This window comes from Microbacterium sp. dk485 (genome assembly GCF_004570445.1).
Taxonomy (GTDB): Bacteria; Actinomycetota; Actinomycetes; order Actinomycetales; family Microbacteriaceae; genus Microbacterium; species Microbacterium wangchenii.
In genome coordinates, this window is sequence record NZ_SPQW01000001.1 from 397,947 (window position 1) to 419,981 (window position 22,035).

General features: G+C 72.4%; 21 protein-coding genes. 15 read left to right on the forward strand and 6 right to left on the reverse strand.

All coding sequences use genetic code 11. The annotated features are described in order from the left end of the window. Window positions 1-2 precede the first annotated feature (2 nt). Window positions 3-1,445 carry an XRE family transcriptional regulator gene (locus E4V99_RS01885; protein WP_135064092.1) on the forward strand — a complete coding sequence of 481 codons (1,443 nt, stop codon included), beginning with the start codon at window positions 3-5 and terminating at the stop codon, window positions 1,443-1,445. An 8-nt stretch (window positions 1,446-1,453) separates the two neighbouring features. Here E4V99_RS01885 and E4V99_RS01890 read toward each other — a convergent pair whose 3' ends face one another. From E4V99_RS01890 to E4V99_RS01900, 3 genes are all read right to left on the reverse strand, one after another. After that, the gene (locus tag E4V99_RS01890) at window positions 1,454-1,834 is read right to left on the reverse strand and encodes a hypothetical protein (RefSeq protein ID WP_135116261.1); all 381 of its coding nucleotides are present in this window, start codon (window positions 1,832-1,834) and stop codon (window positions 1,454-1,456) included. Continuing rightward, entirely contained in the window at window positions 1,831-2,910 is a 1,080-nt protein-coding gene (locus E4V99_RS01895; protein WP_135116263.1) for a winged helix DNA-binding domain-containing protein, read from the reverse strand. Before E4V99_RS01895 ends, E4V99_RS01890 begins: the two co-directional genes overlap by 4 nt. A 66-nt stretch (window positions 2,911-2,976) precedes the next feature. Then, on the reverse strand, window positions 2,977-4,893 hold the full coding sequence (locus E4V99_RS01900; RefSeq protein WP_135116265.1) for an FAD-binding monooxygenase: 1,917 nt from the start codon (window positions 4,891-4,893) through the stop codon (window positions 2,977-2,979). A gap of 146 nt (window positions 4,894-5,039) precedes the next feature. On the opposite strand from E4V99_RS01900, the gene E4V99_RS01905 reads away from it, so the two are divergent. After that, window positions 5,040-5,747: an IclR family transcriptional regulator gene (locus E4V99_RS01905; RefSeq protein ID WP_135116267.1), complete on the forward strand. Its 708-nt coding sequence runs from the start codon at window positions 5,040-5,042 to the stop codon at window positions 5,745-5,747. Between the two features lie 398 nt (window positions 5,748-6,145). On the opposite strand, the gene E4V99_RS01910 is transcribed toward E4V99_RS01905, so the two are convergent. Then, a complete protein-coding gene (locus E4V99_RS01910; protein WP_135116269.1) occupies window positions 6,146-7,432 on the reverse strand; it encodes a multidrug effflux MFS transporter in 1,287 nt (428 codons plus the stop codon). 164 nt (window positions 7,433-7,596) lie between these two features. Here E4V99_RS01910 and E4V99_RS01915 point away from each other — a divergent pair, with 164 nt between their 5' ends. The 9 genes from E4V99_RS01915 (at window position 7,597) to E4V99_RS01955 (ending at window position 16,719) form a co-directional block, all read left to right on the forward strand. Continuing rightward, complete coding sequence (locus tag E4V99_RS01915; RefSeq protein ID WP_167758049.1) at window positions 7,597-8,559, forward strand: helix-turn-helix domain-containing protein; 963 nt, start codon at window positions 7,597-7,599, stop codon at window positions 8,557-8,559. 136 nt (window positions 8,560-8,695) lie between these two features. Continuing rightward, window positions 8,696-9,130, forward strand: coding sequence for a carboxymuconolactone decarboxylase family protein (locus tag E4V99_RS01920; protein WP_240742818.1), 435 nt, complete (start codon window positions 8,696-8,698; stop codon window positions 9,128-9,130). Then, window positions 9,127-10,524, forward strand: a complete 1,398-nt coding sequence (locus E4V99_RS01925; protein ID WP_135064072.1) for an aldehyde dehydrogenase family protein — start codon at window positions 9,127-9,129, stop codon at window positions 10,522-10,524. The genes E4V99_RS01920 and E4V99_RS01925 overlap by 4 nt, the downstream gene beginning before the upstream one ends. 7 nt (window positions 10,525-10,531) lie before the next feature. After that, entirely contained in the window at window positions 10,532-11,449 is a 918-nt protein-coding gene (locus E4V99_RS01930; protein WP_135116273.1) for a fumarylacetoacetate hydrolase family protein, read from the forward strand. Continuing rightward, window positions 11,446-11,895 carry a nuclear transport factor 2 family protein gene (locus E4V99_RS01935; RefSeq protein ID WP_135064066.1) on the forward strand — a complete coding sequence of 150 codons (450 nt, stop codon included), beginning with the start codon at window positions 11,446-11,448 and terminating at the stop codon, window positions 11,893-11,895. Before E4V99_RS01930 ends, E4V99_RS01935 begins: the two co-directional genes overlap by 4 nt. Window positions 11,896-11,906: 11 nt before the next feature. Beyond that, window positions 11,907-12,860 carry a VOC family protein gene (locus E4V99_RS01940; protein ID WP_167758050.1) on the forward strand — a complete coding sequence of 318 codons (954 nt, stop codon included), beginning with the start codon at window positions 11,907-11,909 and terminating at the stop codon, window positions 12,858-12,860. Continuing rightward, a complete protein-coding gene (locus E4V99_RS01945) occupies window positions 12,847-13,821 on the forward strand; it encodes a 2-dehydropantoate 2-reductase (protein ID WP_135116277.1) in 975 nt (324 codons plus the stop codon). The genes E4V99_RS01940 and E4V99_RS01945 overlap by 14 nt, the downstream gene beginning before the upstream one ends. Then, on the forward strand, window positions 13,818-15,077 hold the full coding sequence (locus tag E4V99_RS01950; protein WP_205805881.1) for an alpha-hydroxy acid oxidase: 1,260 nt from the start codon (window positions 13,818-13,820) through the stop codon (window positions 15,075-15,077). The genes E4V99_RS01945 and E4V99_RS01950 overlap by 4 nt, the downstream gene beginning before the upstream one ends. Continuing rightward, the gene (locus E4V99_RS01955; protein ID WP_209305574.1) at window positions 15,070-16,719 is read left to right on the forward strand and encodes a thiamine pyrophosphate-binding protein; all 1,650 of its coding nucleotides are present in this window, start codon (window positions 15,070-15,072) and stop codon (window positions 16,717-16,719) included. The genes E4V99_RS01950 and E4V99_RS01955 overlap by 8 nt, the downstream gene beginning before the upstream one ends. 13 nt (window positions 16,720-16,732) lie before the next feature. On the opposite strand, the gene E4V99_RS01960 is transcribed toward E4V99_RS01955, so the two are convergent. Both E4V99_RS01960 and E4V99_RS01965 read right to left on the reverse strand, forming a co-directional pair. Continuing rightward, complete coding sequence (locus E4V99_RS01960) at window positions 16,733-17,194, reverse strand: DUF3237 domain-containing protein (RefSeq protein WP_135064057.1); 462 nt, start codon at window positions 17,192-17,194, stop codon at window positions 16,733-16,735. A gap of 36 nt (window positions 17,195-17,230) precedes the next feature. Next, window positions 17,231-18,121 carry an NAD(P)-dependent oxidoreductase gene (locus tag E4V99_RS01965; RefSeq protein ID WP_135116279.1) on the reverse strand — a complete coding sequence of 297 codons (891 nt, stop codon included), beginning with the start codon at window positions 18,119-18,121 and terminating at the stop codon, window positions 17,231-17,233. A gap of 163 nt (window positions 18,122-18,284) precedes the next feature. On the opposite strand from E4V99_RS01965, the gene E4V99_RS01970 reads away from it, so the two are divergent. The 4 genes from E4V99_RS01970 to E4V99_RS01985 are packed head-to-tail and all read left to right on the forward strand — an operon-like array spanning window position 18,285 to window position 22,026. Further along, window positions 18,285-18,596 (forward strand): EthD family reductase, encoded by a 312-nt coding sequence (locus E4V99_RS01970; RefSeq protein ID WP_135116281.1) that lies wholly within the window; start codon window positions 18,285-18,287, stop codon window positions 18,594-18,596. Continuing rightward, window positions 18,593-19,390 (forward strand): SDR family oxidoreductase, encoded by a 798-nt coding sequence (locus E4V99_RS01975; protein ID WP_245233097.1) that lies wholly within the window; start codon window positions 18,593-18,595, stop codon window positions 19,388-19,390. The genes E4V99_RS01970 and E4V99_RS01975 overlap by 4 nt, the downstream gene beginning before the upstream one ends. Window positions 19,391-19,423: 33 nt before the next feature. Next, window positions 19,424-21,142 carry a dihydroxy-acid dehydratase gene (locus E4V99_RS01980; RefSeq protein WP_135116282.1) on the forward strand — a complete coding sequence of 573 codons (1,719 nt, stop codon included), beginning with the start codon at window positions 19,424-19,426 and terminating at the stop codon, window positions 21,140-21,142. After that, on the forward strand, window positions 21,139-22,026 hold the full coding sequence (locus E4V99_RS01985) for an NAD(P)-dependent oxidoreductase (RefSeq protein ID WP_135116283.1): 888 nt from the start codon (window positions 21,139-21,141) through the stop codon (window positions 22,024-22,026). Before E4V99_RS01980 ends, E4V99_RS01985 begins: the two co-directional genes overlap by 4 nt. Window positions 22,027-22,035 lie beyond the last annotated feature (9 nt).

The following is a 22,035-nucleotide window of genomic DNA, read 5'->3' on the forward strand; positions in this document are numbered from 1 at the left end:
GAATGCCTCCTGCTGCGATCGAACTCGCGACGCTCGGCCACCGCATCCGGCACCACCGGCTGGCGGCGGGCTACACCCTGGACGAACTGGGTGCCCTGACCGGCGTCGCGGGCAGCCAGCTGAGCCTCATCGAGAACGGCAAACGCGAGCCCAAACTCTCCCTCCTGCAGGAGATCGCCCGCGCGACGGGCACCGAGGTCGCCGACCTGCTCTCGGCCGAGCCGCCCAACCGCCGCGCCGCCTTGGAGATCGAGCTCGAACGCGCGCAGGCCGGCTCGGTGTTCCGGCAACTGGGCATCCCGCCCGTCAAGGTGACCAAGGGCGTCAGCGACGAGACGCTCGAATCGATCCTCGGCCTGCACCGTGAGCTGCAGCGGCGCGAGCGGGAGGCGATCGCCACGCCCGAGGAGGCGCGGCGCGCCAACACCGAGCAGCGCCTGCGCATGCGAGAGCGGGGCAACTACCTCCCCGACATCGAACGGCTCGCCGAGAAGCAGCTGAAGGCCGCCGGCCACGTCACCGGCGCGCTCACCCACCGCACGGTGAGCATCATGGCCGAGCAGCTGGGGTTCGAGCTCATCTACGTCAACGACCTGCCCCACTCGGCGCGCTCGGTGACCGACCTGGAGAACGGCCGCATCTACCTGCCGCCCGCCTCCATCCCCGGCGGCCACGGCCTGCGCTCGATGGCGCTGCAGGCGATGGCCCACCGCCTGCTCGGGCACGAGCGCCCGAACGATTACGCCGATTTCCTGCAGCAACGATTGGAGATCAACTACTACGCCGCGTGCTGCCTCATGCCCGAGACGACGTCGGTCGCGTTCCTGCGGCAGGCCAAGAAAGACCGCAACCTCGCCGTCGAAGACTTCCGCGACGCGTTCGGGGTCACCCACGAGGCCGCCGGCATGCGCCTGACCAACCTCGCCACCGAGCACCTCGGCATCCGCCTGCACTTCCTGCGCGTGGACGGATCGGGCGCGATCTCCCGCGTGTACGAGAACGACGACCTGCCGCTGCCGGTGGATGTGACCGGCTCCGTGGAGGGACAGGTGGCGTGCCGCCGGTTCTCGGCACGACGCGCCTTCTCGGAGCAGAACCGCACCACCGAGCACTACCAGTACACCGACACCCCCGCCGGCACCTTCTGGTGCTCGACCCAGACCGGCTCCACCTCGGAGGGGGATTTCTCCATCACCGTGGGTGTGCCCTTTGACGACGCCAAGTGGTTCCGAGGGCGTGAGACGCAGGAGCGCGCCGAGTCGCGCTGCCCCGAGGAGTCGTGCTGCCGCCGCCCGCCCGCCGACGTCGCGGCGCGCTGGGCGGGGAAGGCGTGGCCGAGCGCCCGAGTGCACCGGCACATGTTCTCCCCCCTCCCCCGTGGCGATTTCCCGGGCGTGGACGACACCGAGGTGTTCGCGTTCCTGGAGCGCCACGCCGGGAGCTGACGGCGCGGTCAGCCGGCGGCGCCGGCGGCCTGCCTCTCGGCGGCCGAGTTCGGCGTCCAGGCGAACCAGCCGTCGTCGGTGGCGACGGCCGTCCACTCCCCGCACACGTACGCGTCCGTGACCGCGTACACGTCGGGGCTGTCGTCGAAGGCCCACGCCGCGCCGCTCATGCGGGGCCCGGGCGTGCACAGCTCCGGGTCCAGCGCACTGCCGCTGGCGAACTGCACGACGGCGTCGGGATCCTTGCGCGTCGAGGTGCGCGTGCGGATGTCCGCCGCATCGGCGGGGATCCACTGCGCCCCCGGCCCGAGCGCCTCCCTGGCGTCGGCCGCCCCGTCGTACGCGTCGTCGGCGAAGTGGTGGACGAGGTCGTTGATGATCCCCCTCACCCGGCGCGCCCCACGAACGCCGCGTACCGCTCCAGCGCGGCGGCCACCTCCGCGGCATCCGCGTCGGCGAACAGCTCCGGCTCGGGATGCTCCGCGCGACGGCCCACCGCGAGGGAATGCGTCCACACCCCGACCACCCGCCCGCGGTCGAGGAGGATCGGACGAACGATGCCGTTCTTGGCCGGGCCCACCGCGGCGAGGAACTCCGGCGCGCAGGCCCGTGTGCGGTCGGCGTAGGAGATGTAGTACTCCTCGAACGGCGGCAGGGCGAGGACGGGGGGCGCGGATGCGGCGCGCCGCGGCGGGGCGTGGGCGGCGACATGGAGCGGGTCGGTTCCGTCCTCGACCGCGACGACGCGCTCCCCCGCCGCCGCCATCGCCTGCCGCGCCGTCCCCAGCGGCAGGCCCGCCCACCACGCCAGGTCTCGCGCGCCGGCCGGAGCGTGCGCCGCGACGAAGCGGGCGGCCAGCTCGGCGAGCGGATCGGCCGGGAGGTACGGGTCTCGGATCCAGTCCTCCGCCAGCACGAGGTACTGCTCGCGTGAGGGTCCGCCCTCCCGGGGCACCACCGGTCCCCACACGATCACGCCGCGCAGCGCCATCACGTGCAGCACGTGGATGCCCCGCTGCCCCGCGGGGTCGACGCCGCCGGCGGCGAGCATCGCGAGGAACTCCGCGCGCGTGAGGCGGGCGCCCCCGGCCAGCGCCGCGCGCGTGAGCGCTTCCGCACGGGCGAAGTCGTCCGCATCCAGCGCCAGCTCGCGGTGGCGCGGGGCGGCCTGGCGGAACTGCCGCTCGCCCGTGAGGGACAGCATCCACGCCAGGTCCTCCGCGGGCAGGATGTGCAGCGTCCCGCGCAGAGGCCAGGCCCGGACCAGCTCGCCCCGCTCGAACGCCGCGTCGACCTCGCCCATCGTGACCGCCCCGCGACTGCGGACGGCGAGCGCCCAGCGGCCGCCCCAGAACTCCTGCGCCTGCACGGCCAGCATGTGCCGCGCCGCGTCCACCGGCGAGGCGGCGGGCGCCGCGAGCCGGTGCGCGCGGAGCCGGTGGGCGAGAAGGTCGAGGGCGGCCATGGTGCCAGTGTGCCCGCCGTCGCGGACATATCGCGTCCTCGACGGCGGGCACGCAGGCGCCGCGAGCTACACCGCCGCGGGTGCCGGCGCCCGGTCCTGCGCGAGCATGTTGCCGGCGAAGAAGCGCGCAAGCTCTTCCGTCGCCGTCAGGGGCAGCACGTGCGCGACGTACTGGTCGGGGCGGACGACCACGACGCATCCGCCACGATCGATGCCGCGCTCCTCGAAGATGTCGCCGGCGTCGGGGTCGATGCCGTAGACCTTCTCGTAGTCGGTCACCGCGAACGGGCCGACCTTCGGCAGGAAGATACGCGGGACGCGGTCGAGCTCGACGCCGTCGAGGGGCTGCTGGTAGACGACCTTGACGTCGAAGACGCTGTCGATGTCCGCGCCGGCGGGCGTGAACCGCGCCACCGGGGACTCCGGCGACGTCGCGAGCCACTGCGCCCACTCGGCCAGGGCCGAGGGCTCCCCCGCCGGCAGGGCGTCGGCGAACGCGTACAGGCGCCACCGTCCGTCGGCGCGGTGGTGGTGGCCCAGGTGCACGGGGTTCGCGTCGGCGATGCGCATCGCATGGGCGGATCGGAAGCGCTTGCCGATCGGGAAGCCGGTCGCGAGTTCCTGGTGCTCGCCGGTGCCGACGAGGAGCGAGGGCTCGTACTGCGTCATGAACCCGGCGGGGAACTCCGCGGTGTCGACGTAGAACTTCGCCAGCGCGTCGGGGCTTTCGAACTCCTCCGGCTTGCGGGCCATCATCGACGACCACTCGCGGTCGAAGTCGATGAGGTTCTGCGCGATCACCTGACGCTCGCCGGAGTAGGTGCTCAGCAGCGATGCGGGGCTCCGGCCCTCGAGCACCTGTGCGAGCTTCCAGCCGAGGTTGAACCCGTCCTGCATCGACACGTTCATGCCCTGCCCGGCCTTGGCGCTGTGGGTGTGGCACGCGTCGCCGCAGATGAACACGCGCGGGTCGCGCTGCCCGGTGAGCTCGGCCGGCACGTCGTCGAACTTGTCGGTGACGCGGTGGCCGACCTCGTACACGCTGTGCCACGCGACGTCGCGCACCTCGAGCGTGTACGGGCTCATGATGCGGTTCGCCTTCGCGACGATCTGCTCGAACGAGGTCTTGCGCACCGCGCCGTTGTCGTCCTCGGGCACTTCGCCGAGGTCGACGTACATGCGGAAGAGGTGCCCGCCCTCCCGGGGGATCAGCAGGATGCTGCCGTCGCTGGAGGACTGGATCGCGCACTTCGTGCGGATGTCGGGGAAGTCCGTCTCTGCCAGCACGTCCATGACGCCCCACGCGTGCAGCGCCTGGGCCCCCACGTGCTTGCGCCCGATCGCCTCGCGCACGCGGCTGCGGGCTCCGTCGCATCCGACGACGTACTTCGCGTGGACGACGCGTTCGACACCGTCCTGCGACCCGGCCGTCCCGCGCAGCGTCACGGCGACGGGATACTCGCCCTCGCCGACCTCGAGCCCGACGAACTCCCATCCGTAATCCGGACGCACGCGCGCCGGTCCGTGAGCGGCGTACTCGGCGAAATAGTCCAGCACGCGCGCCTGGTTGACGATGAGGTGCTTGAACTCGCTGATGCCGTGCGCATCGTCCTTCGTGCGCTGGCCGCGCACGATGCGGGCGGGATCCCGCGGATCGGGCGCCCAGAAGTTCATCGCGGTCAGCCAGTACGCCTCGGCCACGATCCGCTCGGCGAACCCGAAGGCCTGGAAGGTCTCCACGCTGCGGGCCTGGATGCCGTCGGCCTGGCCGATCTCCAGACGCCCCGGGCGCCGCTCCACCAGTCGCGTGGTGATCGAGGGGAACATCGACAGCTGCGCGGCCAGCAGCATCCCCGCGGGGCCGGAGCCGACGATGAGCACGTCGGTGACGTCGGGGAGGTCGTCGGGCCGGTTCAGGCCGGTCCCGGCCGCCGGCAGGACGCGCGGGTCTCCCGAGACGTACCCGTGATGGTGGAACTGCATCGTCGTCGATTCCTTCCCTGACAGCGTCGTCGAGGTCGCACCTCGAGGGGCTTGTTCGATTATCGAATACGTGATTCGATTATGGATCACGTCAGGATACCGCGGCCGGTGCACGGCGTACACCCCGCCCCTACGGAAGGATCGTCATGCCCGCCTCCCCTCCCGCCCCGCCGTCGCAGACCCTGAGCCGCGGCGTGCGCATCCTGGAGGCGCTGGCCGAAGCGCCCGGGGCGCTGACGACGGACGAGATCGCCCGCGAGATCGCCGTCCACCGGTCGATCGCGTACCGGCTGATCCGCACGCTCGAGGAGCACGGCCTCGTCGAGCGCGATGACACCGGACGTGTCGCCCTCGGGGTGCGGCTGTCGGCGCTGGCAGCGGGGGTGTCGCGCGACCTGGTGTCCGGAGCCCTCCCCGAACTGACCGCGGTCGCCAACGAGCTGCGCATGACCGCGTTCGTGGGCGTCATCGACGCCAGCGAGTGCGTCACCCTGACCTCGGTGGAGCCGCAGACGGCGGTGGCCTCGATGGCGCAGCGCCCCGGTGCCCACCATCCGCTGTCCGCCGGCGCGACCGGCAAGGCGCTGCTGTCGATGCTGCCGGAGGGCGAGTGGCCCGTACCCCCGACCCCCGCGCTCGTCGCTGAGGTTGCGGCCATCCGCGAGCGCGGCTACGGCGTCAGCTCGGACGAGGTGATCCCCACCGTCCGCGCGGTCGCCGTTCCCGTGCGGCTGCGCGGCGGACGCCCCGTCGCGCTGGCGGTCATCTACGTCGGCGAGGTCGACGACACGGCCGCGATCGCCCGCCGACTGCAGCGCTCGGCCGATGCCCTGCGCGCAGCGACCGGGGGCTGACGGCCGGCACTGCTGCTTCCCGGCCCTGCTGCATCCAGGCCCCGGTGCTTCCCGAACTCCTCAAGACCGGTCCGGAGGCGGCCGCTCCCGGCCGGAATCGGGCTGCGACGGCAGAGTTCCGAGGAGTTCGGGAATGCGGAGAGGCAGACCACAGCCGAATCCGACCCCAGGCGCGGGCTCAGACCTGGGATGAGCGCATCGGATGGCGTGCGGCGCATCTCGGCCGCTGCCCTCCCACCACCGCTTCCCGAACTCCTCAAGACCGGGGCAGAACCGACACCCAGGGCTGGATCCGCGGTGCTTCCAGGCCGGTCTTGAGGAGTTCGGGAAGGCGGCCGGGAGCCGCCACCGCCCCGCGCATAGAGCGCCGCAGCTGTCAGCCTGGTCGGCGCCACACCCTACGCGGGCTCGGTGAGATCCGGCTCCGCGTCTCCAGCGTCCCGTGTGCGCGGCGGGCGGCGCGCCGACATCGCCGCGACTCCGACCAGTCCCAGGGTCACGATCGTCGCCGCGGCCTGGGCGATGCCGAGGACCACGCCGGAGGTCTCCACGACGCTCACGACGATCGCGGGAACGACCGAACCGAGCGCGAGTTGCGAGCCGCCGGCGATCGCGGCGGCGGTTCCGGCGCCTTTCGCGAACGGCTGCAGAGCCAGCCCGATCGCGAGCGGCATGCAGATGCCGGCCGCGAAGACCGTGAACCACATGCCCGCATCCAGCACCCACAGGGGGCTGCGCAGCGCCGAGCTGAACGCCACCGTGAGGGCGGCGGCGAGGTTCAGCAGGAGGGCCAGAACGAGCACCCGGATGCCGCCGAGGCGGCGACTGAGCCATGGGCCCACCTGCGCTCCCAGGAGGACACCGACCGCGTTGAACGCGAACAGCATCGAGTACCCCACGACGTCCATACCGCGCTCGCGCTGGAGCACGATCGGCACGGAGCTGAGATAGAGGATCATCGAGGTCGACGCGCCCACGAGGATCAGGACGCTCGTGACGAACTGCCGGTTGCGCAACGGGGCGATCCACGCCTCCCGTCTCTCGGTCGACGCGCCGCGCACGCGCAGTTCAGGCCGCAGCGTCTCGGGGATGCCGACGGCGCTGGCGACGGCGAGCAGCACGCCGATCGTCATGAGCAGGAGGAACGTCGAGCGCCAGCTGCCGACGCTGAGCACGAACCCGCCGACGAGGGGGCCGATCACCGGAGCGATGCCGAAGACGACGGCGAGGATGCCGAAGACGCGCGTGAGCTCGGCGCCGGAGTACAGATCGCGCGCGATCGCCCGGCCCACCACGATGCCGGCCGCCCCGGCGAAGCCCATCAGGACGCGACCGGCCAGGAGCACGCCGATGTTCGGTGCGAAGGAGCACAGGAGCGCCGCGAGGGCGAATCCGACCGAGCCGAGGATGACGGGCCCCCGGCGCCCGACGCGGTCGCTGATGGGTCCCCACGCGAACTGCCCGACCCCCAGGCCGACGTTGTACGCCATGAGGGTGAGCTGGACCAGGCCCGTCTCGGTGCCGAGGTCGTCGATCACCTGCGGCAGCCCCGGCGTGTACATGTCGGTGCCGAGCGGTCCGCCGGCCACGAGCACGCCCAGCAGGGCGAGGACGGCGAACCGGCGGCGGCGCGACCACGTGCGCACATCCAGCCGCCGCGGCCTGGCGCCCCCCACCGAGTCCATCGCACCTGTCTACCGGCATCCGGCGGTGCCGGGCGAATCGCATCGGCTCGGGCACGAATGCTGGCGGCCGTCGGCCGGGCGGAGTTATGCTCCCCCTCGAGGTGCTCATCGGCGAGCCTGCTCAGGAACGCGTGGGCCCTCTTTCGTCTTGCGGGGAGAACACAATGGCGCGCGCTTCCACCACCGAGTACACCGGCGTCGAGACGGCGACCGCGCGATCCATCGGCGAATGGCGGGAGGTCGCGGGCAGCCGCTTCGTGCCGCTGCACGTGATCGGCGGCCCCGGTTTCACCGGCAGCATCCGCTGGCGCATCGTGGAGGGCACGTGCCTGAGCGAGATCGCGGCGAGCGCGCATCGGGTGCTGCGCACCCCCGCGCTGATCTCCCCCGACGACCCCAAGCACTACAAGATCACCCTGCAGGTGGAGGGCACGGGGCTCGTCGCCCAGGACGGGCGGCAGAGCGTCCTGCGCCCGGGCGACCTGGCGATCTACGACACCAGCAGGCCGTACACGCTGGAATTCAGCGGCGACGTGCACTGCCTCGTGATGGCGTTCCCGCAGGACGCGTTCGACGTCCCGGAGTCCCTCATCCGCCGCATCACCGCGGTGCGGCTGTCCGGTGACTCTGGCGTGGGGGCGCTGATCTCGCCGTTCATGCGTCACCTCTCCGAGAACCTCGACACCCTGGACGGGGTCGCCGGGATGCGGATCCTGCACAGCTCACTGGACCTGCTGACCGCCCTGGTCTACGCGCAGCTGTCCGAGGACCAGGACCACTGGGGCCAGACGCGCCAGGTCGAGATGCGCCGGCTCAAGCTGTACATCGACGCGCACCTGCACGAACCCGACCTCAACGCCGTCGAGGTGGCCAAGGCCCACTACATGTCCGTCCGGCAGCTGCAATACCTCTTCCGGGGAGAGGACCTCACCGTCTCGGGCTACATCCGCTCGCGGCGACTGGAACACTGCCGCATGGCGCTGAGCGATCCCGCCCAGGCGTCGCTGTCGATCCTCGAGATCGCCCAGCGCTGGGGCTTCCCCGACGCCAGCCACTTCAGCAAGGTGTTCCGGGCGACCTACGGCATCACCCCGCGCGAGCTGCGGATAGCGCGCCTGGGCGACTGATCGATCCTGCGCCGATGCGGCAGTCGCGTGCACCGCGCGACCAGCGGCCGCAGCCCCCGCGGACGAGACTCGAGTGGTCCGACGGTGCCTTCTCGCTCTCGGATGAGACGACCTGAACCGACCAGGAGGCGACACGGTGGTCATCCGCGACGAACTGTACGACATCGGCATCCGGCAGCGCCGCGCGATGTTCGGCCCCCAGGGCGCCGAGGGCCGCGTCGACACGACGACCGACCTCAACGACAAACTCGAGGACTTCGTCACCCGCTTCACCTTCGGCGACGTGTGGCAGCGGCCGGGGCTCTCCCTCGCCGCCCGCAGCGAGGTGACGTTTGCGATGCTCCTGGCCAGCGGGAAGGAGCACGAACTGCGCGTGCACACCGAAGGCGCCCTGGAGAACGGCGTCTCACCGGTCGCGCTGCGCGAGATCGTGCTGCAGGGGCTGCTGTACTGCGGCATCCCCGCCGCGGTGCTGGGGGTGCGCGTGCTCCGCGAGGTGTTCGACGCACGCGGCATCGGCGACGTCCTCGACGGCGAAGCCGAGGCGACACGCAGAAAGGAGCCATCATGACGACACTGCTGGAAGACATCTCGGTGACGGCGCAGGAGGGTCGCGCGGTGCCGGATGCGGCCACCGGCGAGCCCATCGGCTACGTCGCGGCGCGCACCCGAGCCGACCTCGACGACGCCGTCGCGACCGCGCGGGCGGCGCAGCCCGCGTGGGCGGCCCTCGGCCACGCGGAGCGCAGCCGGCTCCTGCACGCGTCCGCCGACGAGATCGACGCACACGCCGAGGAGCTCGCGCAGATCATCGCGAAGGAGCAGGGCAAGCCCCTCAACGGCCTCGGCGCCCGCTTCGAAGCCGCCGGCTGCGCCGCCTGGATCCGCGCCGCCGCCGACCTGCCGCTGGAACCCGAGGTGATCTTCGAGGGCGAGGGCACTCGGAGCGAGCTGCACTACGTGCCGCTGGGGGTCGTCGGCGCGATCAGCCCGTGGAACTGGCCGGCGCTCATCGCGATCTGGCAGATCGCGCCGTCGCTGCGGATGGGCAACGCCGTGGTGGCCAAGCCGAGCGAGTACACGCCGCTCAGCGTGATGGCGGTGGCGGAGCTGATGAACCGGCAGCTTCCTCCCGGCGTCCTCACCGTGGTGCCCGGCGACCGCGAGGTGGGCGCGGCGATCGCCGCCCATCCCGGCATCGACAAGATCATGTTCACCGGGTCCACGCGCACCGGGCGGGAGATCGTCAAGAGCTCCGCGCACAACCTCGCGCGCCTGACCCTCGAGCTCGGCGGGAACGACGCGGGCATCGTCCTGCCGGGGGCGGATGTGAAGGCCCTCGGCGAGAAGCTCTTCTGGGGAGCGTTCATCAACTCCGGTCAGACCTGCGCCGCCCTCAAGCGCCTCTACGTGCACGACTCCCTCTACGACGAGGTCGTCGACGAGCTCGCCCGCCTGGCCGAGGCGGCACCGCTGGGGCCGGGCATGGACGAGCGCAGCGCGCTGGGCCCGCTCTCCACCCGGCAGCAGTTCGACATCGTGTCGGGCCTCGTCGAGGACGCGCGTGACCGCGGGGCGCGCATCGTCACGGGAGGAGAGGCGGCGCCCGACCTCGGCGCCCACTTCTACCGCGCGACGATCGTCGCCGACATCGACGACGACGCCCTGCTGGTCTCTGAGGAGCAGTTCGGGCCGGTCCTCCCGATCGTGCGCTACACCGACCTCGACGACGTCATCGCGCGCGCCAACGCCTCCGATCAGGCCCTGGGCGCATCGGTGTGGGGCGACCCGGAGCAGGCGCGGCTCATCGCCGAGCGGATCCAGAGCGGCACCGTCTGGATCAACCAGCACGGCACGATCAATCCCGTGGTGCCCTTCGGCGGGACGAAGGGGTCGGGATACGGACTGGAGTTCGGCGTGCACGGCCTCAAGGCCGTGGCCGGCACCAAAGTGATCACCGTCTGACCGCCCGATGAGATTCGGGACGATCGAGGACGGCGCCGCCACGACGGTGGTCGTCCAGGCCTCGCCGGAGGAGGCGGCGGTGATGCCGTACCCCGACCTGGACGTCATGCTCGCAGTCCCCGAGGCCCAGTGGCGCGCCGCAGCGGCCACCGCGCTGGCATCCGGCGACGTCCGGCCCGTCGCATCCCTGTCGTGGCTGCCGCCGGTGCGCCGCCCCGGCAAGGTGCTGTGCGTCGCGCTGAACAACAGCGCCAATCCCGACCGGATCATGCGCGGTCCGTCCACGCCGGCGATGTTCGTGAAGCCGTCCTCCTCGCTCGTCGGGCACGGCCGTCCGATCGTGGTCAAGGAGGCGTACGGGCGGGTGCACCCCGAACCCGAGCTCGCGGTCGTGATCGGGCGAGGTGGGGCCGACATCGCCGTCGAGGATGCCCTCGCGCACGTGTTCGGTTACACGATCATCAACGACCTGACCTCCCCGACCATGCGGGACGCCGACACCTTCCACTACCGCGCAATCCACCCCGACCCCGACAGCGCCGACGGCATCCGGTACGTCGACAGCTGGGTGAGCTATCCGGCGCGATACAAGGGCTCCGACACCTTCGGACCGCTCGGCCCGTGGGTGAGCACGCGCGATGAGATCCCGGATCCGCACGCCCTGCGGATCACGTGCACCCATGACGGCGCCCTCGTCACCGACGACAACACGGCCAACCTGCGATTCTCCGTCGCCGAGGTCATCTCCTTCGCCTCGGAGTACCTGACCCTCGAGGCCGGCGACGTCATCGCGATGGGCACGGCCCTGAAGCGCTCCGCGCGCGGCGGCGCGGTGCAGAACGTCGACCTGGCGCGCCTGGGCGGGGTCATCGACGTCTCGATCGAGGGGATCGGCACGCTGTCGAACCCCGTCGAGCGGCGATGACGCCGCTGGACGCCGAGGCGCGGGCCTCGATCGGTGACCTCAACGCGCGCTTCGCGTGGGCGCTGGACCTGCACGACTTCGATGCGCTGCGCACGATCCTGGCCGAGGACGTGCACTACATCAGCATCGGGCGGGAATTCCACGACGCCGAGGCGGTCATCGCCTCCTTCCGTGCGCGGACGGGGGCGCGTACGACGCGCCACGGGCTCGGCAACCTGCTGCTCGAACCCGCCGGAGGCGACGAGGTGAGAGGCCGCTCGAGCTGGCACACCTTCGCCAGCAACGACGACCCGCCTCCCCCGGGCGTCCCGGTGTTCATGGTGGCCGATTTCTCCGACCTCTACCGCCGCACCGCGCTGGGATGGCGCATCGCCGAGCGGATCATCACGCCCGTGTTCCGCGATCCCGCGCTCGCCCCCGCGGCAGCGATCCCCCATCCGTCCTGAAGGAGTGCCGCGTGCCCGACTCGCCCCGCCATGAACTCGCCCACCTGGGCCACCATGCGCTGCTGACCCCCACGCTCGAGGAGACGCTGGCGTACTTCGTCGACCTGCTCGGGATGGACGAGGTCGAGGAGCGCGACGGGTCGCACTACCTGCGGGCCTTCGGGGATTACGAGCGGTGGAGTCTGAAGCTCACCCCCTCCGAGCAGGCCGGTCTGGAGTACGCCTCCTGGCGGACCGCGAGCGCCGACGCCCTCGAGCGGCGCGTCGCGTGGCTGGAGGAGAACGGGCACGGCGGGGCGTGGGTGCCGCAGGATCTGGGCGACGGCCGCGAGTACGAGTTCGCCGACCCGGACGGGCACGTCTTCCGGCTCTACTTCGACACCGAGGGCTATGTCGCCCCTGAGGGCAAGCGCCCCGTCATCCCGGTGAACTTCCAGGCCTACGCCGGGCGGGGCGCGAACTTGCGGCACGTCGATCATCTCAACCTGCTGGCCCGCGACGTGCGCGCCAACCGTCGGTTCTGGGAGCAGGGCTTCGGGCTGCGGACGTACGAGATCATCCAGCTGCCCGATGGGGCCGAGGCGGGCGCGTGGATGAGCGCGACCATCCAGGGGCACGAACTCATCTACACCCAGGAGCGCACCAGCGGGTCGGCGCGGCTGCACCACTTCGCCTACCTCGTCGACACCCGCGAGGAGGTGCTGCGCGCCGCGGAGATCTTCGCCGATGCGCGCATCCACATCGAGGCGGGCCCGTCGCGCCACACCGCGATCCAGGGGTTCTACCTCTACACGCGCGAACCCGGCGGCAACCGCATCGAGATCGCCAACGGCGGCTACCTCGTCTTCGCCCCCGACCGCGAACCGTACGTGTGGACGGCGGAGGAATGGGCGACCAAGCCGGGGTGGGGGGCACCCATCCCACCCGAGTTCCACGTCTACGGCACGCCGGATGTCGCCAGGTGACCGGGGCGCGCCCGCGCCGGGGACGGCGTCGGGTGCGGGGAGCGTCGCATCCGTCGTCGTCGTGGGTGCCGGCGCGATGGGTCGCCTGTTCGCCGCCCGCCTGACCGAGACGGGAACGGCCGTGACGCTCGTGGACGTGGATGCGGATCTGCTGCGGGCGCTGTCGGAGCGCGGCGTCCGCCTGGAGGACGACGCGGGCGTGCGCGAGGTCGCGGTGCCGGCGTGCCGCGCCGAGGACCTCAGCGGCGCGGCGGATCTGTACATCATCTTCACCAAGGGCATGCACACGCGCCCCGCCGTCGCCTCCATCGCCCGCTTCGCCGGCACCGGCGCCCGCGTGCTGACGCTGCAGAACGGGCTGGGCAACCCGGAGACCATCGCGGAGGTCTTCCCCGCCGACCGGATCGTCACGGGGGTGGCCGCCCTGCCCGCGGACGCGGAGGGCCTCACCGGGGTGCGCTCGCTGGGCGGAGGGCATCTGGAGCTCGGCGCGTTCCACGCCGCCGGGGCGGCGGCGGTGGACCCGGTCGCCGCCGTCCTGGCCTCCGCCGGATTCGACGCGCGGGCCACTTCCGACATCGACGCGGCCGTGTGGGAGAAGGTCGCCTTCAACACCGCTCTCAACGTTCTGGCCGCCCTCACCGGGGCGGCCAACGCCGGGATGGACATCCCGCCGGGGCGGCGCCTCATCGCCCGCGTCGTCGACGAGGTCGTCGCCGTGGCCCACGCCCGCGGCGTGGGCGTGGACGCCGCACGCATCCACGCCGCCACCCAGCACGCCCTCACCGTGCACGGGGAGCATCGCGCATCGATGCTGCAGGACGTCGCAGCCGGCCGCGCGGCCGAGGTCGAATCGATCCCGGGCGCCGTCATCGAGCGGGCCCGGGCTGCCGGCGTGCCCGTGCCGGCGCTGGAAGCGCTCACCGACGCGCTGCGGGTCGTGGTGGCAGGAAGCCGATGACCGGGACCTGGCGGGCGTCGATCGCCCACGCCGTGCGGATGGTGCGGCTGCGCGGCGGGCTGCCGCGCCGGTCCGTGCGCTCCGCGGTGGACGTCGCCGAGCTGCGCGAGCGGGCTCGACGGCGCCTTCCCGGGCCGGTCTTCGACTACCTCGACGGCGGCGCCGGCGACGAGGTGGCCGCGCGACGCAACGGGGACGCCTTCGCCGGTGTGCGGCTCGTCTCTCGCATCCTGCGCGACGTCAGCACCGTCGACACGAGCGTCGACATGCTGGGGCGGCGGGCGGACTCGCCCCTGATCCTCGGCCCGGTCGGGCTCACGCGCGTCTTCCACCCGGAGGGCGAGGCTGCGGTGGCGCGCGTGGCGGCCGCGCACGGGATCCCGGCGGCGCTGTCCACCATGGCCTCGACCGCGCCGGAGGCGATCGCCCGGGCGGCGCCGTCGCTGGATCGCTGGTTCCAGCTCTACCTGTGGCGCGATCGAGACGCCGCGCGCGCCATCATCGAGCGGGCCCGCCGGGCCGGTTTCCGGGTGCTGATGCTCACCGTCGACGTGCCGGTGGCGGGAGAGCGACTGCGCGACGTGCGAGCGGGGCTGCAGTTCCCGCCGAGTGTCCCCCTGCGCACGGCGGTGGGCTTCGCGCGGCATCCGCGATGGGTGTGGCGCGTCCTGACCACCGAGCCGATCGACTTCGCCACCGGCGGCGCCGCGCGCACGGATTTCGTCGCGCAGACCAACGCTCTCCTGGACCCGGCGGTGACCTTCCGCGACCTGGAGTGGCTCCGGGGTCTGTGGGACGGCCCGATCGTGGTGAAGGGCGTGCTCTCGCCCGAGGACGCCGTGGCCCTGCGCGCGCACGGGGTGGACGGCCTCGTGGTGTCCAATCACGGCGGGCGGCAGCTGGAGGGCGCGATCGCCCCGATCGAGGCGCTGCCGGCGATCCGCCGCGCGGTCGGGCCGGAGATGTTCGTGGCCGTGGACGGCGGCATCCGATCCGGCGCGCACGTCGCGGCGGCGCTCGCCCTCGGAGCCGACGCGGCGCTGGTGGGCCGCGCCTACCTGTACGGATTGGCCGCCGGCGGCGAGGCCGGCGTGGACCACGCGCTGGGCATCGTCGAGGCGGGACTGCGACGGACGCTCGCGCTGCTGGGCGCCGCGTCCCCCGCGGAGGTCACGGCGGAGATGGTGCGGGTGGAGACGGCTCTTCGCGTGCCGTCGCACATCGGACTCAAGAGATCGGAGAAGAACCATGAGTGAGCGGTTGAGTGTGGCGGACGCGGTGGGCCGGACGCTGGCGGAGCTGGGGGTGGCGTACGCCTTCGGCGTGGTGGGAAGCGGCAACCTCCGGGTGACGAACGCCCTGGTGGACGGCGGGGTGCCCTACGTCGGCGCGCGGCACGAGATGGGCGCCGCCTGCATGGCGGACGCGTACTCCCGCGCGACCGGACGGGTCTCGGTGCTGTCGGTGCACCAGGGCTGCGGCCTCACGAACGCGCTGACCGGCATCGCCGAGTCGGCCAAGGCGCACACGCCGGTCCTCGTGCTCTCCGGCGATACCGCCGCGGGCGATGTCCGCTCGAACTTCTTCATCGACCAGGATGCCGCCGCGGCCGCCGTGGGGGCGATCCCGATGCGCATCCACTCCGCACGCACCGCGACCGCCGATGCCGCGCGCGCCTACCGCGTCGCGCTGTACGAGCGCGCCACGGTCGTACTGTCGATGCCGATCGACCTCCAGGACGAAGATGCCCCCGATCCGGCGGCGCCCGAACCGGTGGCCGCCCCCACGCCGGCGGGGCCGTCGCCGGAATCGGTCGCCGCGATGGTGCGGATGCTGTCGCACTCCGAGCGACCCGTCGTGGTCGCCGGGCGCGGCGCGCACGGTGCTCGCGAGCCGCTCCGGGCCCTCGCGGAGGCGACCGGTGCCCTCCTGGTCACCTCCGCCGCCGGACGCGGGCTGTTCGTGGGCGACGAGTGGGCCCTGGACATCATGGGCGGTTTCGCCACCGAGGGTGCGGCCGACCTCATCCGCGACGCGGACCTCCTCCTGGCCTTCGGCGTGGCGCTGAACGACTGGACCACGCGCGGCGGCGACCTCACGCGGCACGCGGAGATCGTCCAGGTGGACGACCGCGCGGAGGCGATCGGCGCCCACCGCCCGGTCGCCCTCGGGGTGATCGGGGATGCCGCGGCGGTGGCGGAGGCGGTGACGGCCGACGTCCGCCGCACCGGCGCGCCGCGCACCCGGTATCGCACTCCCGAGGTCCGCGAGCGCGTCGCCGCCGCGCGGTACTGGTCGGATCAGCCCGTCGACCCTGAGCGGGTCGACGGCCGGGTCGATCCCGCCGAGGCGATCAATGCCCTCGATCGGATGCTGCCTCTGGAGCGGCTCGTCATCACCGACGGGGGCAACGTCAACTGCTACGCGGGCGCGCACCTCCGGGTGCCCGACGTGCGCGGCTACAGCATCCCCCTGGCGTTCCAGTCGATCGGTCTCGGCCTGGCCAGCGCGATCGGCATCGGCTGCTCCCAGCCCGAGCGCCTGCCCGTGCTCGGCACCGGCGACGGCGCGTTCCTCATGACGTCGGTGGAGCTGGAGACCGCGGTGCGCCTGGGGATGCGGATGGTGATCATCGTGTTCAACGACTCCGCCTACGGCGCCGAGGTGCACCTGTTCCCGGACGAGGTGCCCCGGATGGGTCTGATCCGGTTCCCCGACACCGACATCGCCGCCATCGCGCGCGGCTACGGGTGCGACGCCATGACGGTGACCAGCCTGGCCGATCTGGACGAGGTCGCGACGTGGCTCGAGGACGACTCGGTGCGACGTCCACTCGTGATCGACGCCAAGATCACCGGTGTCGCCTCATGGATGATGGCGCGCGACAGCGGTCACTGACCGGGGCGCGGACTCAGGTCACGCGGTACGCGCGGTAGCGGACGGCGTCCGCCTCGCGGATGGCGGAGGCGACGAAGACGGACTGCTGGAGGTGCTGCAGCCGCGGTGCCTCTGTCTCGACGTACACGGCCACGCGGAAGTAGTAGCGACTGGGATCCACCGCTTCGCCCCGCAGGAGAGCTTCCAGCGTGGCGGGGTCGCCGCTGCGCACGCCGGCGGTGCGCAGGTGCACGTACTCCCCGTCGGCCGTCCGCGCCGTGTAGCGCGTGTCGATGTCGACCGATCCGTCCTCGCGGAGGATCTGCCAGTCGGCGCCGCCGGGGAGGATCTCGGCGTCGAAGAGCCCGCGGATCGTGCCGCCGGCCACCGGGATGATGCGGCGATGCCCGGCGCGGGTCATGCCGTGATCCTGCAGGGGGCCCAGTGCGGCGTCGACGTCGAAGGCCGGCTCCAGGCCGGGCACCGAAGGCTCCATTGACTGCTCCGTTTCGCGATCGGTGAGGGCGCGGGGTCAGCGGCTCTCGCCGCTCCAGTGCCGGTAGGCCTCGGTGTGGTCCACACCGCCGAGCGCATCCAGGGCTTCCCCGAAGGCCGCCGTGACAGCTTCGCACACGGGCGCGTCGCGACCGAGGCCGCGCTGGAGTTCGCGCGCGATGCGGATGTCCTTGGTGATCAGGGGCAGCGCGAAACCGCTGGCGTACCGCTCTTCCACGACGTGCGGACCGAAGACGTGCGTGGAGGAGAAGCTCTGCCCCGTCGAGTCGTTGAGGATGTCGACCATGAGCTGCGGATCCAGGCCGAACTGCCGTCCGGCGATCAGCGCCTCCGATGTGGCGGCGAACGCGGCGCCGGCGACGAAGTTGTTCAGCGCCTTCATCGCATCGCCGGTCCCCAGGGCGCCGGTCCGGTACACCGATCTGCTCATCGGCTCCACGACGCGTTCGGCGAGGGCCGCCGCCTCCTCGTCGTCGGCGCCCATCATGATCGCCAGCGTCCCCTCGGCCGCGCGCGGGACGCCTCCGGAGACGGGGGCGTCGACGAGGCGCACGCCGAAGGCGGCGAGCGCGCGACCGGTCTCGACGGTCTCGGCGGGATCGGATGAGCTCATGTCGACGATCACCGTGCCCTCGCGCAGGGGGATCGCCAGCGCCCCGTCGTCGAGGAAGACCGAGCGGACGATCGCACTGGTGGGCAGCATCGTGACGAGAACGTCGCAGGCGGCCAGGTCGGCGGGGTCCAGGACGGCGGCGACGCCCAGTTCCGCGGCCACCGTGCGCGTGCGCTCGGGGTCGGCGTCATGGACCCGCAGGTCGAAACCGGCCCCGGCGAGGTTGCGCGACATGGGCGTGCCCATCATCCCCAGTCCGACGAAGCCCACCACGAGCGTCCTGTTCTCCACCATCGCCGCGTGCTCCGATCCACTTCGTTCGCTTTCGCACAAGTCTGGGGCGGCGCGCGCAGGCGGACTGGTCCACCGGCGCACATCTGTGCCTCCTCCGTGCAGTCCGGGTGTCGGTCGGCGCTGCCCGGGCCACGATGGAGGGGTTCCCGTCGAAAGGTCCGACATGCACAAGCTCGTCGTGCTGTATCCGCAGCCGCCCGACCCCGCCGGCTTCGAGAGCTACTACCGGAGCACGCACCTGCCGTTGGCCTCGCGGATGCCCGGCATGCTCGACCACCGCTTCTCCACCGCCATCAGCGCCCAGGGCGGAGCCAGCCCCTACTTCGCGGTGTACGAGGCCGACTTCCCCGACCGCGCGACCATGGCCGCCGCGCTGTCGTCACCGGAGGGCCGGGCGGTCGCGGCCGACGTGCCGAACTACGCTCCCGAGGGCACGCTCGTCCTCGACTACGAGACCGAGACGCCGCCGGAATGAGCGCAGGCAGCACCGCGGGCCCGGTCGGAGGCGACGGGATGCAGCACCTCCCGCGCCGCGTGATCGTCACCGGTGCCGCCGGCGGTATCGGTGCTCGCGTCGTGGAGGCCTTCGTCCGCCGCGGCGACACCGTGTGGGGGTGCGACCTCGGCGACGCGGCGGCGAACCACGATCATGGTGTCACGATGCGCGAGTGCGACATCTCCGACCGCTCCGCCGCGCGCGCGTTCGTCGCCGAAGCCGTCTCGGCCATGGGCGGCCTCGACGTCCTCGTCGACAACGTCGGCATCGGCGGGCCCACCGCGCCGATCGAGGACATCTCCGCAGCCGACTGGCGGCACGTTCTGGCGGTCAATCTCGACGGCACGTTCTGGATCACCCAGGCCGCCGTCCCCGCGATCACCGAGTCCGGACGCGGCGCCATCGTCGTGATGTCCTCCCTGGCCGGCCGCGTCGGGTACCCGCAGCGGCTCGCCTACGCCACCAGCAAGTGGGGCCTGGTCGGATTCGCCAAGACCCTGGCCCTCGAGCTCGGCTCCGCCGATGTCACCGTCAACGCCGTGCTCCCCGGCGCTGTCGCCGGCGGCCGCATGGAAGAGGTCCTCGCCGGCCGGGTGCGCACGAGTGGGCGGACGCTCGCGCAGGAGCGGGAGGCGGCGCTGGCCAATCAGTCCCTCAAGCGCTTCGTCACCGCGGAGGAGGTGGCCGAACTGATCGCGTTCCTCACCTCGGATGCGGCGCGCTCCATCAGCGGCCAGGCGTTCCCCATCGACGGCGATTCCAAGGGTGCGTGATCCCGCCGGCGGGTGAACGGGGAGAGGACGAGGATGTCGCAGGAGCACATACACCGGCTGGACGGGCGGATCTTCGGCGACCCGGGCGCCGACGGCATGGTGCACCGCGCGTTCCTCCGCGCGGAGGGTTACACGGCCGAGGAGGTCCGGCGCCATCCGGTCATCGGCATCTGCACGAGCTGGAGCGAGCTGAACCCGTGCAACTCGGGCTTCCGCGACCTCGCCGCGGCCGTCAAGCGGGGCGTGGAAGCCGCGGGCGGGCTCGCGCTGGAATTCCCCACCATCTCGATCAGCGAGCCGTTCAGCCGTCCCTCCTCGATGTACCTGCGCAACCTGCTCGCGATGGACGTCGAGGAGACGATCCTCGCGTCGCCGATCGACGGCGTCGTGCTGCTGGGCGGATGCGACAAGACCGTCCCCGGCGTCCTCATGGGCGCCATCAGCGCCGGCATGCCTGCGGTGCTGGTCACCGCCGGCCCGCGGCCGGTCGCGTGCTGGCAGGGTGAGCCGACGACCGTCGACGCCCAGTGGGACGTCATCGATCAGCGCCGCGTGGGCGCCCTCAGCGACGAGGACTGGGCCGCGTTCGAGGGCGTCATCCACTCCGGCCCCGGCACGTGCAACGTGATGGGTACCGCCACGACCATGGCGGCGATCGGCGAGCTGCTCGGCTTCGCCCTGCCCGGCTCGGCGCTGGCACCCGCGGCCGCGCCCGAGCGCGACGCCATCGCCGAGGAGAGCGGCCGGCTCATCGTCGACGTCGTCTCACGCGGCGTCCGTCCGCGATCACGGATCACGATGGAATCGCTGGAGAACGCGGTGCGCGTCACGTGCGCGCTCGGCGGCTCGACGAACGCGCTCATCCATCTGGAGGCTCTCGCGGGCAGGGCCGGACTGCGCATCGGACACGAGCGGCTTCGTGAGTGGTCGAGGTCGACGCCGTTCATCACCGACGTCAAACCGAACGGCAAGGCGCTGCTCAGCGACCTCGACGCCGCCGGCGGCATCCCGGCGGTCGCGGCGCGGATCCGCCATCTGCTGCACGAGCACGTGGCCACCGCGGAGGGCCGCACGTGGGGCGAGGTGTTCGACGGCCTGGCACCCGCGTCCGTCGACGGACCGATCGCCGATGCCGCCGAGCCGCTCACGCCCGACGGCGGGATCAGCGTGCTGCGGGGGTCGCTCGCGCCCGGCGGCGCCGTGATGAAGCTCGCCGGCGCCGCGGCGAGCGCGCGCCGGCATCGCGGCAGGGCGGTCGTCTTCGACGGTGTCGCCGACATGTGGTCCAGGATCGACCGCGACGACCTCGACGTCGACGCCGACTCGGTTCTGGTCCTGCGCGGGGTCGGGGTGAAGGGCGGGCCGGGCATCCCGGAGGTGGGACACGTGCCGATCCCCGCCAAGCTCGTGCGCGCGGGGGTCACCGACATGCTCCGGGTGACGGATGCGCGCATGAGCGGAACCTCCAGCGGCAGCGTCGTCCTGCACGTCTCCCCGGAGGCCGCCGTCGGCGGGCCCCTGGCGCTGGTGCGGGACGGTGATGAGATCGAACTGGACACGCACGCGGGACGGCTCGACCTGCTCGTGCCCGCCGAAGAGCTCGCCGCCCGCGCCCCGGTGACCGGAGGCGTCGCGCCGCCGCGGCGGGGCTGGGGCAGTCTGTACGCCCGGCACGCGCTCCAGCCCGACGAGGGCTGCGATTTCGACTTCCTCGTCGACGAGGACCTCCGCGGACGGGAGGTTCCGTCATGACGCGGATCGGCTTCACCGGCGTGGGCGCGATGGGCGCGCCGATGGTCCGGAACCTCCTCGCCGCCGGGCACGAGGTGACGGTGTGGGCCCGGTCTCCGGCGAAGCTGGCGCCCGTGCTCGAGGCGGGCGCCGTGCCCGCCCGGAATCTCGCGGAGGTCGCCGCCCAGGACGTGGTCCTCGGCTGCCTCCTGGACGGCCCGGCGATCGAAGAGGTGTACCTCGGCGGACTGCTCCCCCACGCCAGGGCCGGTCAGCTCTTCGCCGACCACGGGACCTACGCCCCGCACGTGGCGGAGCGCGTGGCCGCCGCCTTCGCCGAGCGGGGCGCGTCCTACCTCGATGCGCCCGTCTCAGGCGGGCCGATGGGCGCTGCCGCGGGAACCCTCGTGTGCGCGGTGGGGGGAGATCCGGCCGGGGTGGAGCAGCTGCGCCCCATCGCGCAGGCGTACACCGCGCGGATCGCGCACCTCGGCGGACCCGGCCGCGGCCTGGCCCTGAAGCTCATCAACAACTTCCTGGTCTCGATCAACTTCGTCGCCGCCGCCGAGACGGCCTGGCTCATCGAACGCCTCGGCCTCGATCCGGACGCCGCCCAGGCGATCCTCTACGGCGGCCTCGCCGACGGCGCGACGCTCCGGCAGGGACTGACCAAGGCGCTCGCCCACGACGACGACGCCGGCGGGATGCCCCTCGGTGGGCTCGTGGAGGTGCAGCGCAACATCGCCGAGCTCCTCGGTGGCGTGGAGTTCCGCTCGGGCCTGTTCCCCTACGCGCAGGAGGTGTTCGCTGCCGCGTCGCGGAGCGAATTCGCTCGGCATCCGTCGGCGCTGACGCGCTGGCTCCCCGGCGCTCCGCCCACAGATCCATCGTCGTCCGAACAGTGAGGGAACCGC

Coding starts and splice junctions, on each gene's coding strand:
- E4V99_RS01885 (WP_135064092.1), top strand. CDS start 3: ATGCCTCCTGCTGCGATCGAACTCGCGACGCTCGGCCACCGCATCCGG.
- E4V99_RS01895 (WP_135116263.1), bottom strand. CDS start 2,910: ATGGCCGCCCTCGACCTTCTCGCCCACCGGCTCCGCGCGCACCGGCTC.
- E4V99_RS01900 (WP_135116265.1), bottom strand. CDS start 4,893: ATGCAGTTCCACCATCACGGGTACGTCTCGGGAGACCCGCGCGTCCTG.
- E4V99_RS01905 (WP_135116267.1), top strand. CDS start 5,040: ATGCCCGCCTCCCCTCCCGCCCCGCCGTCGCAGACCCTGAGCCGCGGC.
- E4V99_RS01910 (WP_135116269.1), bottom strand. CDS start 7,432: ATGGACTCGGTGGGGGGCGCCAGGCCGCGGCGGCTGGATGTGCGCACG.
- E4V99_RS01915 (WP_167758049.1), top strand. CDS start 7,597: ATGGCGCGCGCTTCCACCACCGAGTACACCGGCGTCGAGACGGCGACC.
- E4V99_RS01925 (WP_135064072.1), top strand. CDS start 9,127: ATGACGACACTGCTGGAAGACATCTCGGTGACGGCGCAGGAGGGTCGC.
- E4V99_RS01930 (WP_135116273.1), top strand. CDS start 10,532: ATGAGATTCGGGACGATCGAGGACGGCGCCGCCACGACGGTGGTCGTC.
- E4V99_RS01935 (WP_135064066.1), top strand. CDS start 11,446: ATGACGCCGCTGGACGCCGAGGCGCGGGCCTCGATCGGTGACCTCAAC.
- E4V99_RS01945 (WP_135116277.1), top strand. CDS start 12,847: ATGTCGCCAGGTGACCGGGGCGCGCCCGCGCCGGGGACGGCGTCGGGT.
- E4V99_RS01950 (WP_205805881.1), top strand. CDS start 13,818: ATGACCGGGACCTGGCGGGCGTCGATCGCCCACGCCGTGCGGATGGTG.
- E4V99_RS01955 (WP_209305574.1), top strand. CDS start 15,070: ATGAGTGAGCGGTTGAGTGTGGCGGACGCGGTGGGCCGGACGCTGGCG.
- E4V99_RS01960 (WP_135064057.1), bottom strand. CDS start 17,194: ATGGAGCCTTCGGTGCCCGGCCTGGAGCCGGCCTTCGACGTCGACGCC.
- E4V99_RS01965 (WP_135116279.1), bottom strand. CDS start 18,121: ATGGTGGAGAACAGGACGCTCGTGGTGGGCTTCGTCGGACTGGGGATG.
- E4V99_RS01970 (WP_135116281.1), top strand. CDS start 18,285: ATGCACAAGCTCGTCGTGCTGTATCCGCAGCCGCCCGACCCCGCCGGC.
- E4V99_RS01975 (WP_245233097.1), top strand. CDS start 18,593: ATGAGCGCAGGCAGCACCGCGGGCCCGGTCGGAGGCGACGGGATGCAG.
- E4V99_RS01980 (WP_135116282.1), top strand. CDS start 19,424: ATGTCGCAGGAGCACATACACCGGCTGGACGGGCGGATCTTCGGCGAC.
- E4V99_RS01985 (WP_135116283.1), top strand. CDS start 21,139: ATGACGCGGATCGGCTTCACCGGCGTGGGCGCGATGGGCGCGCCGATG.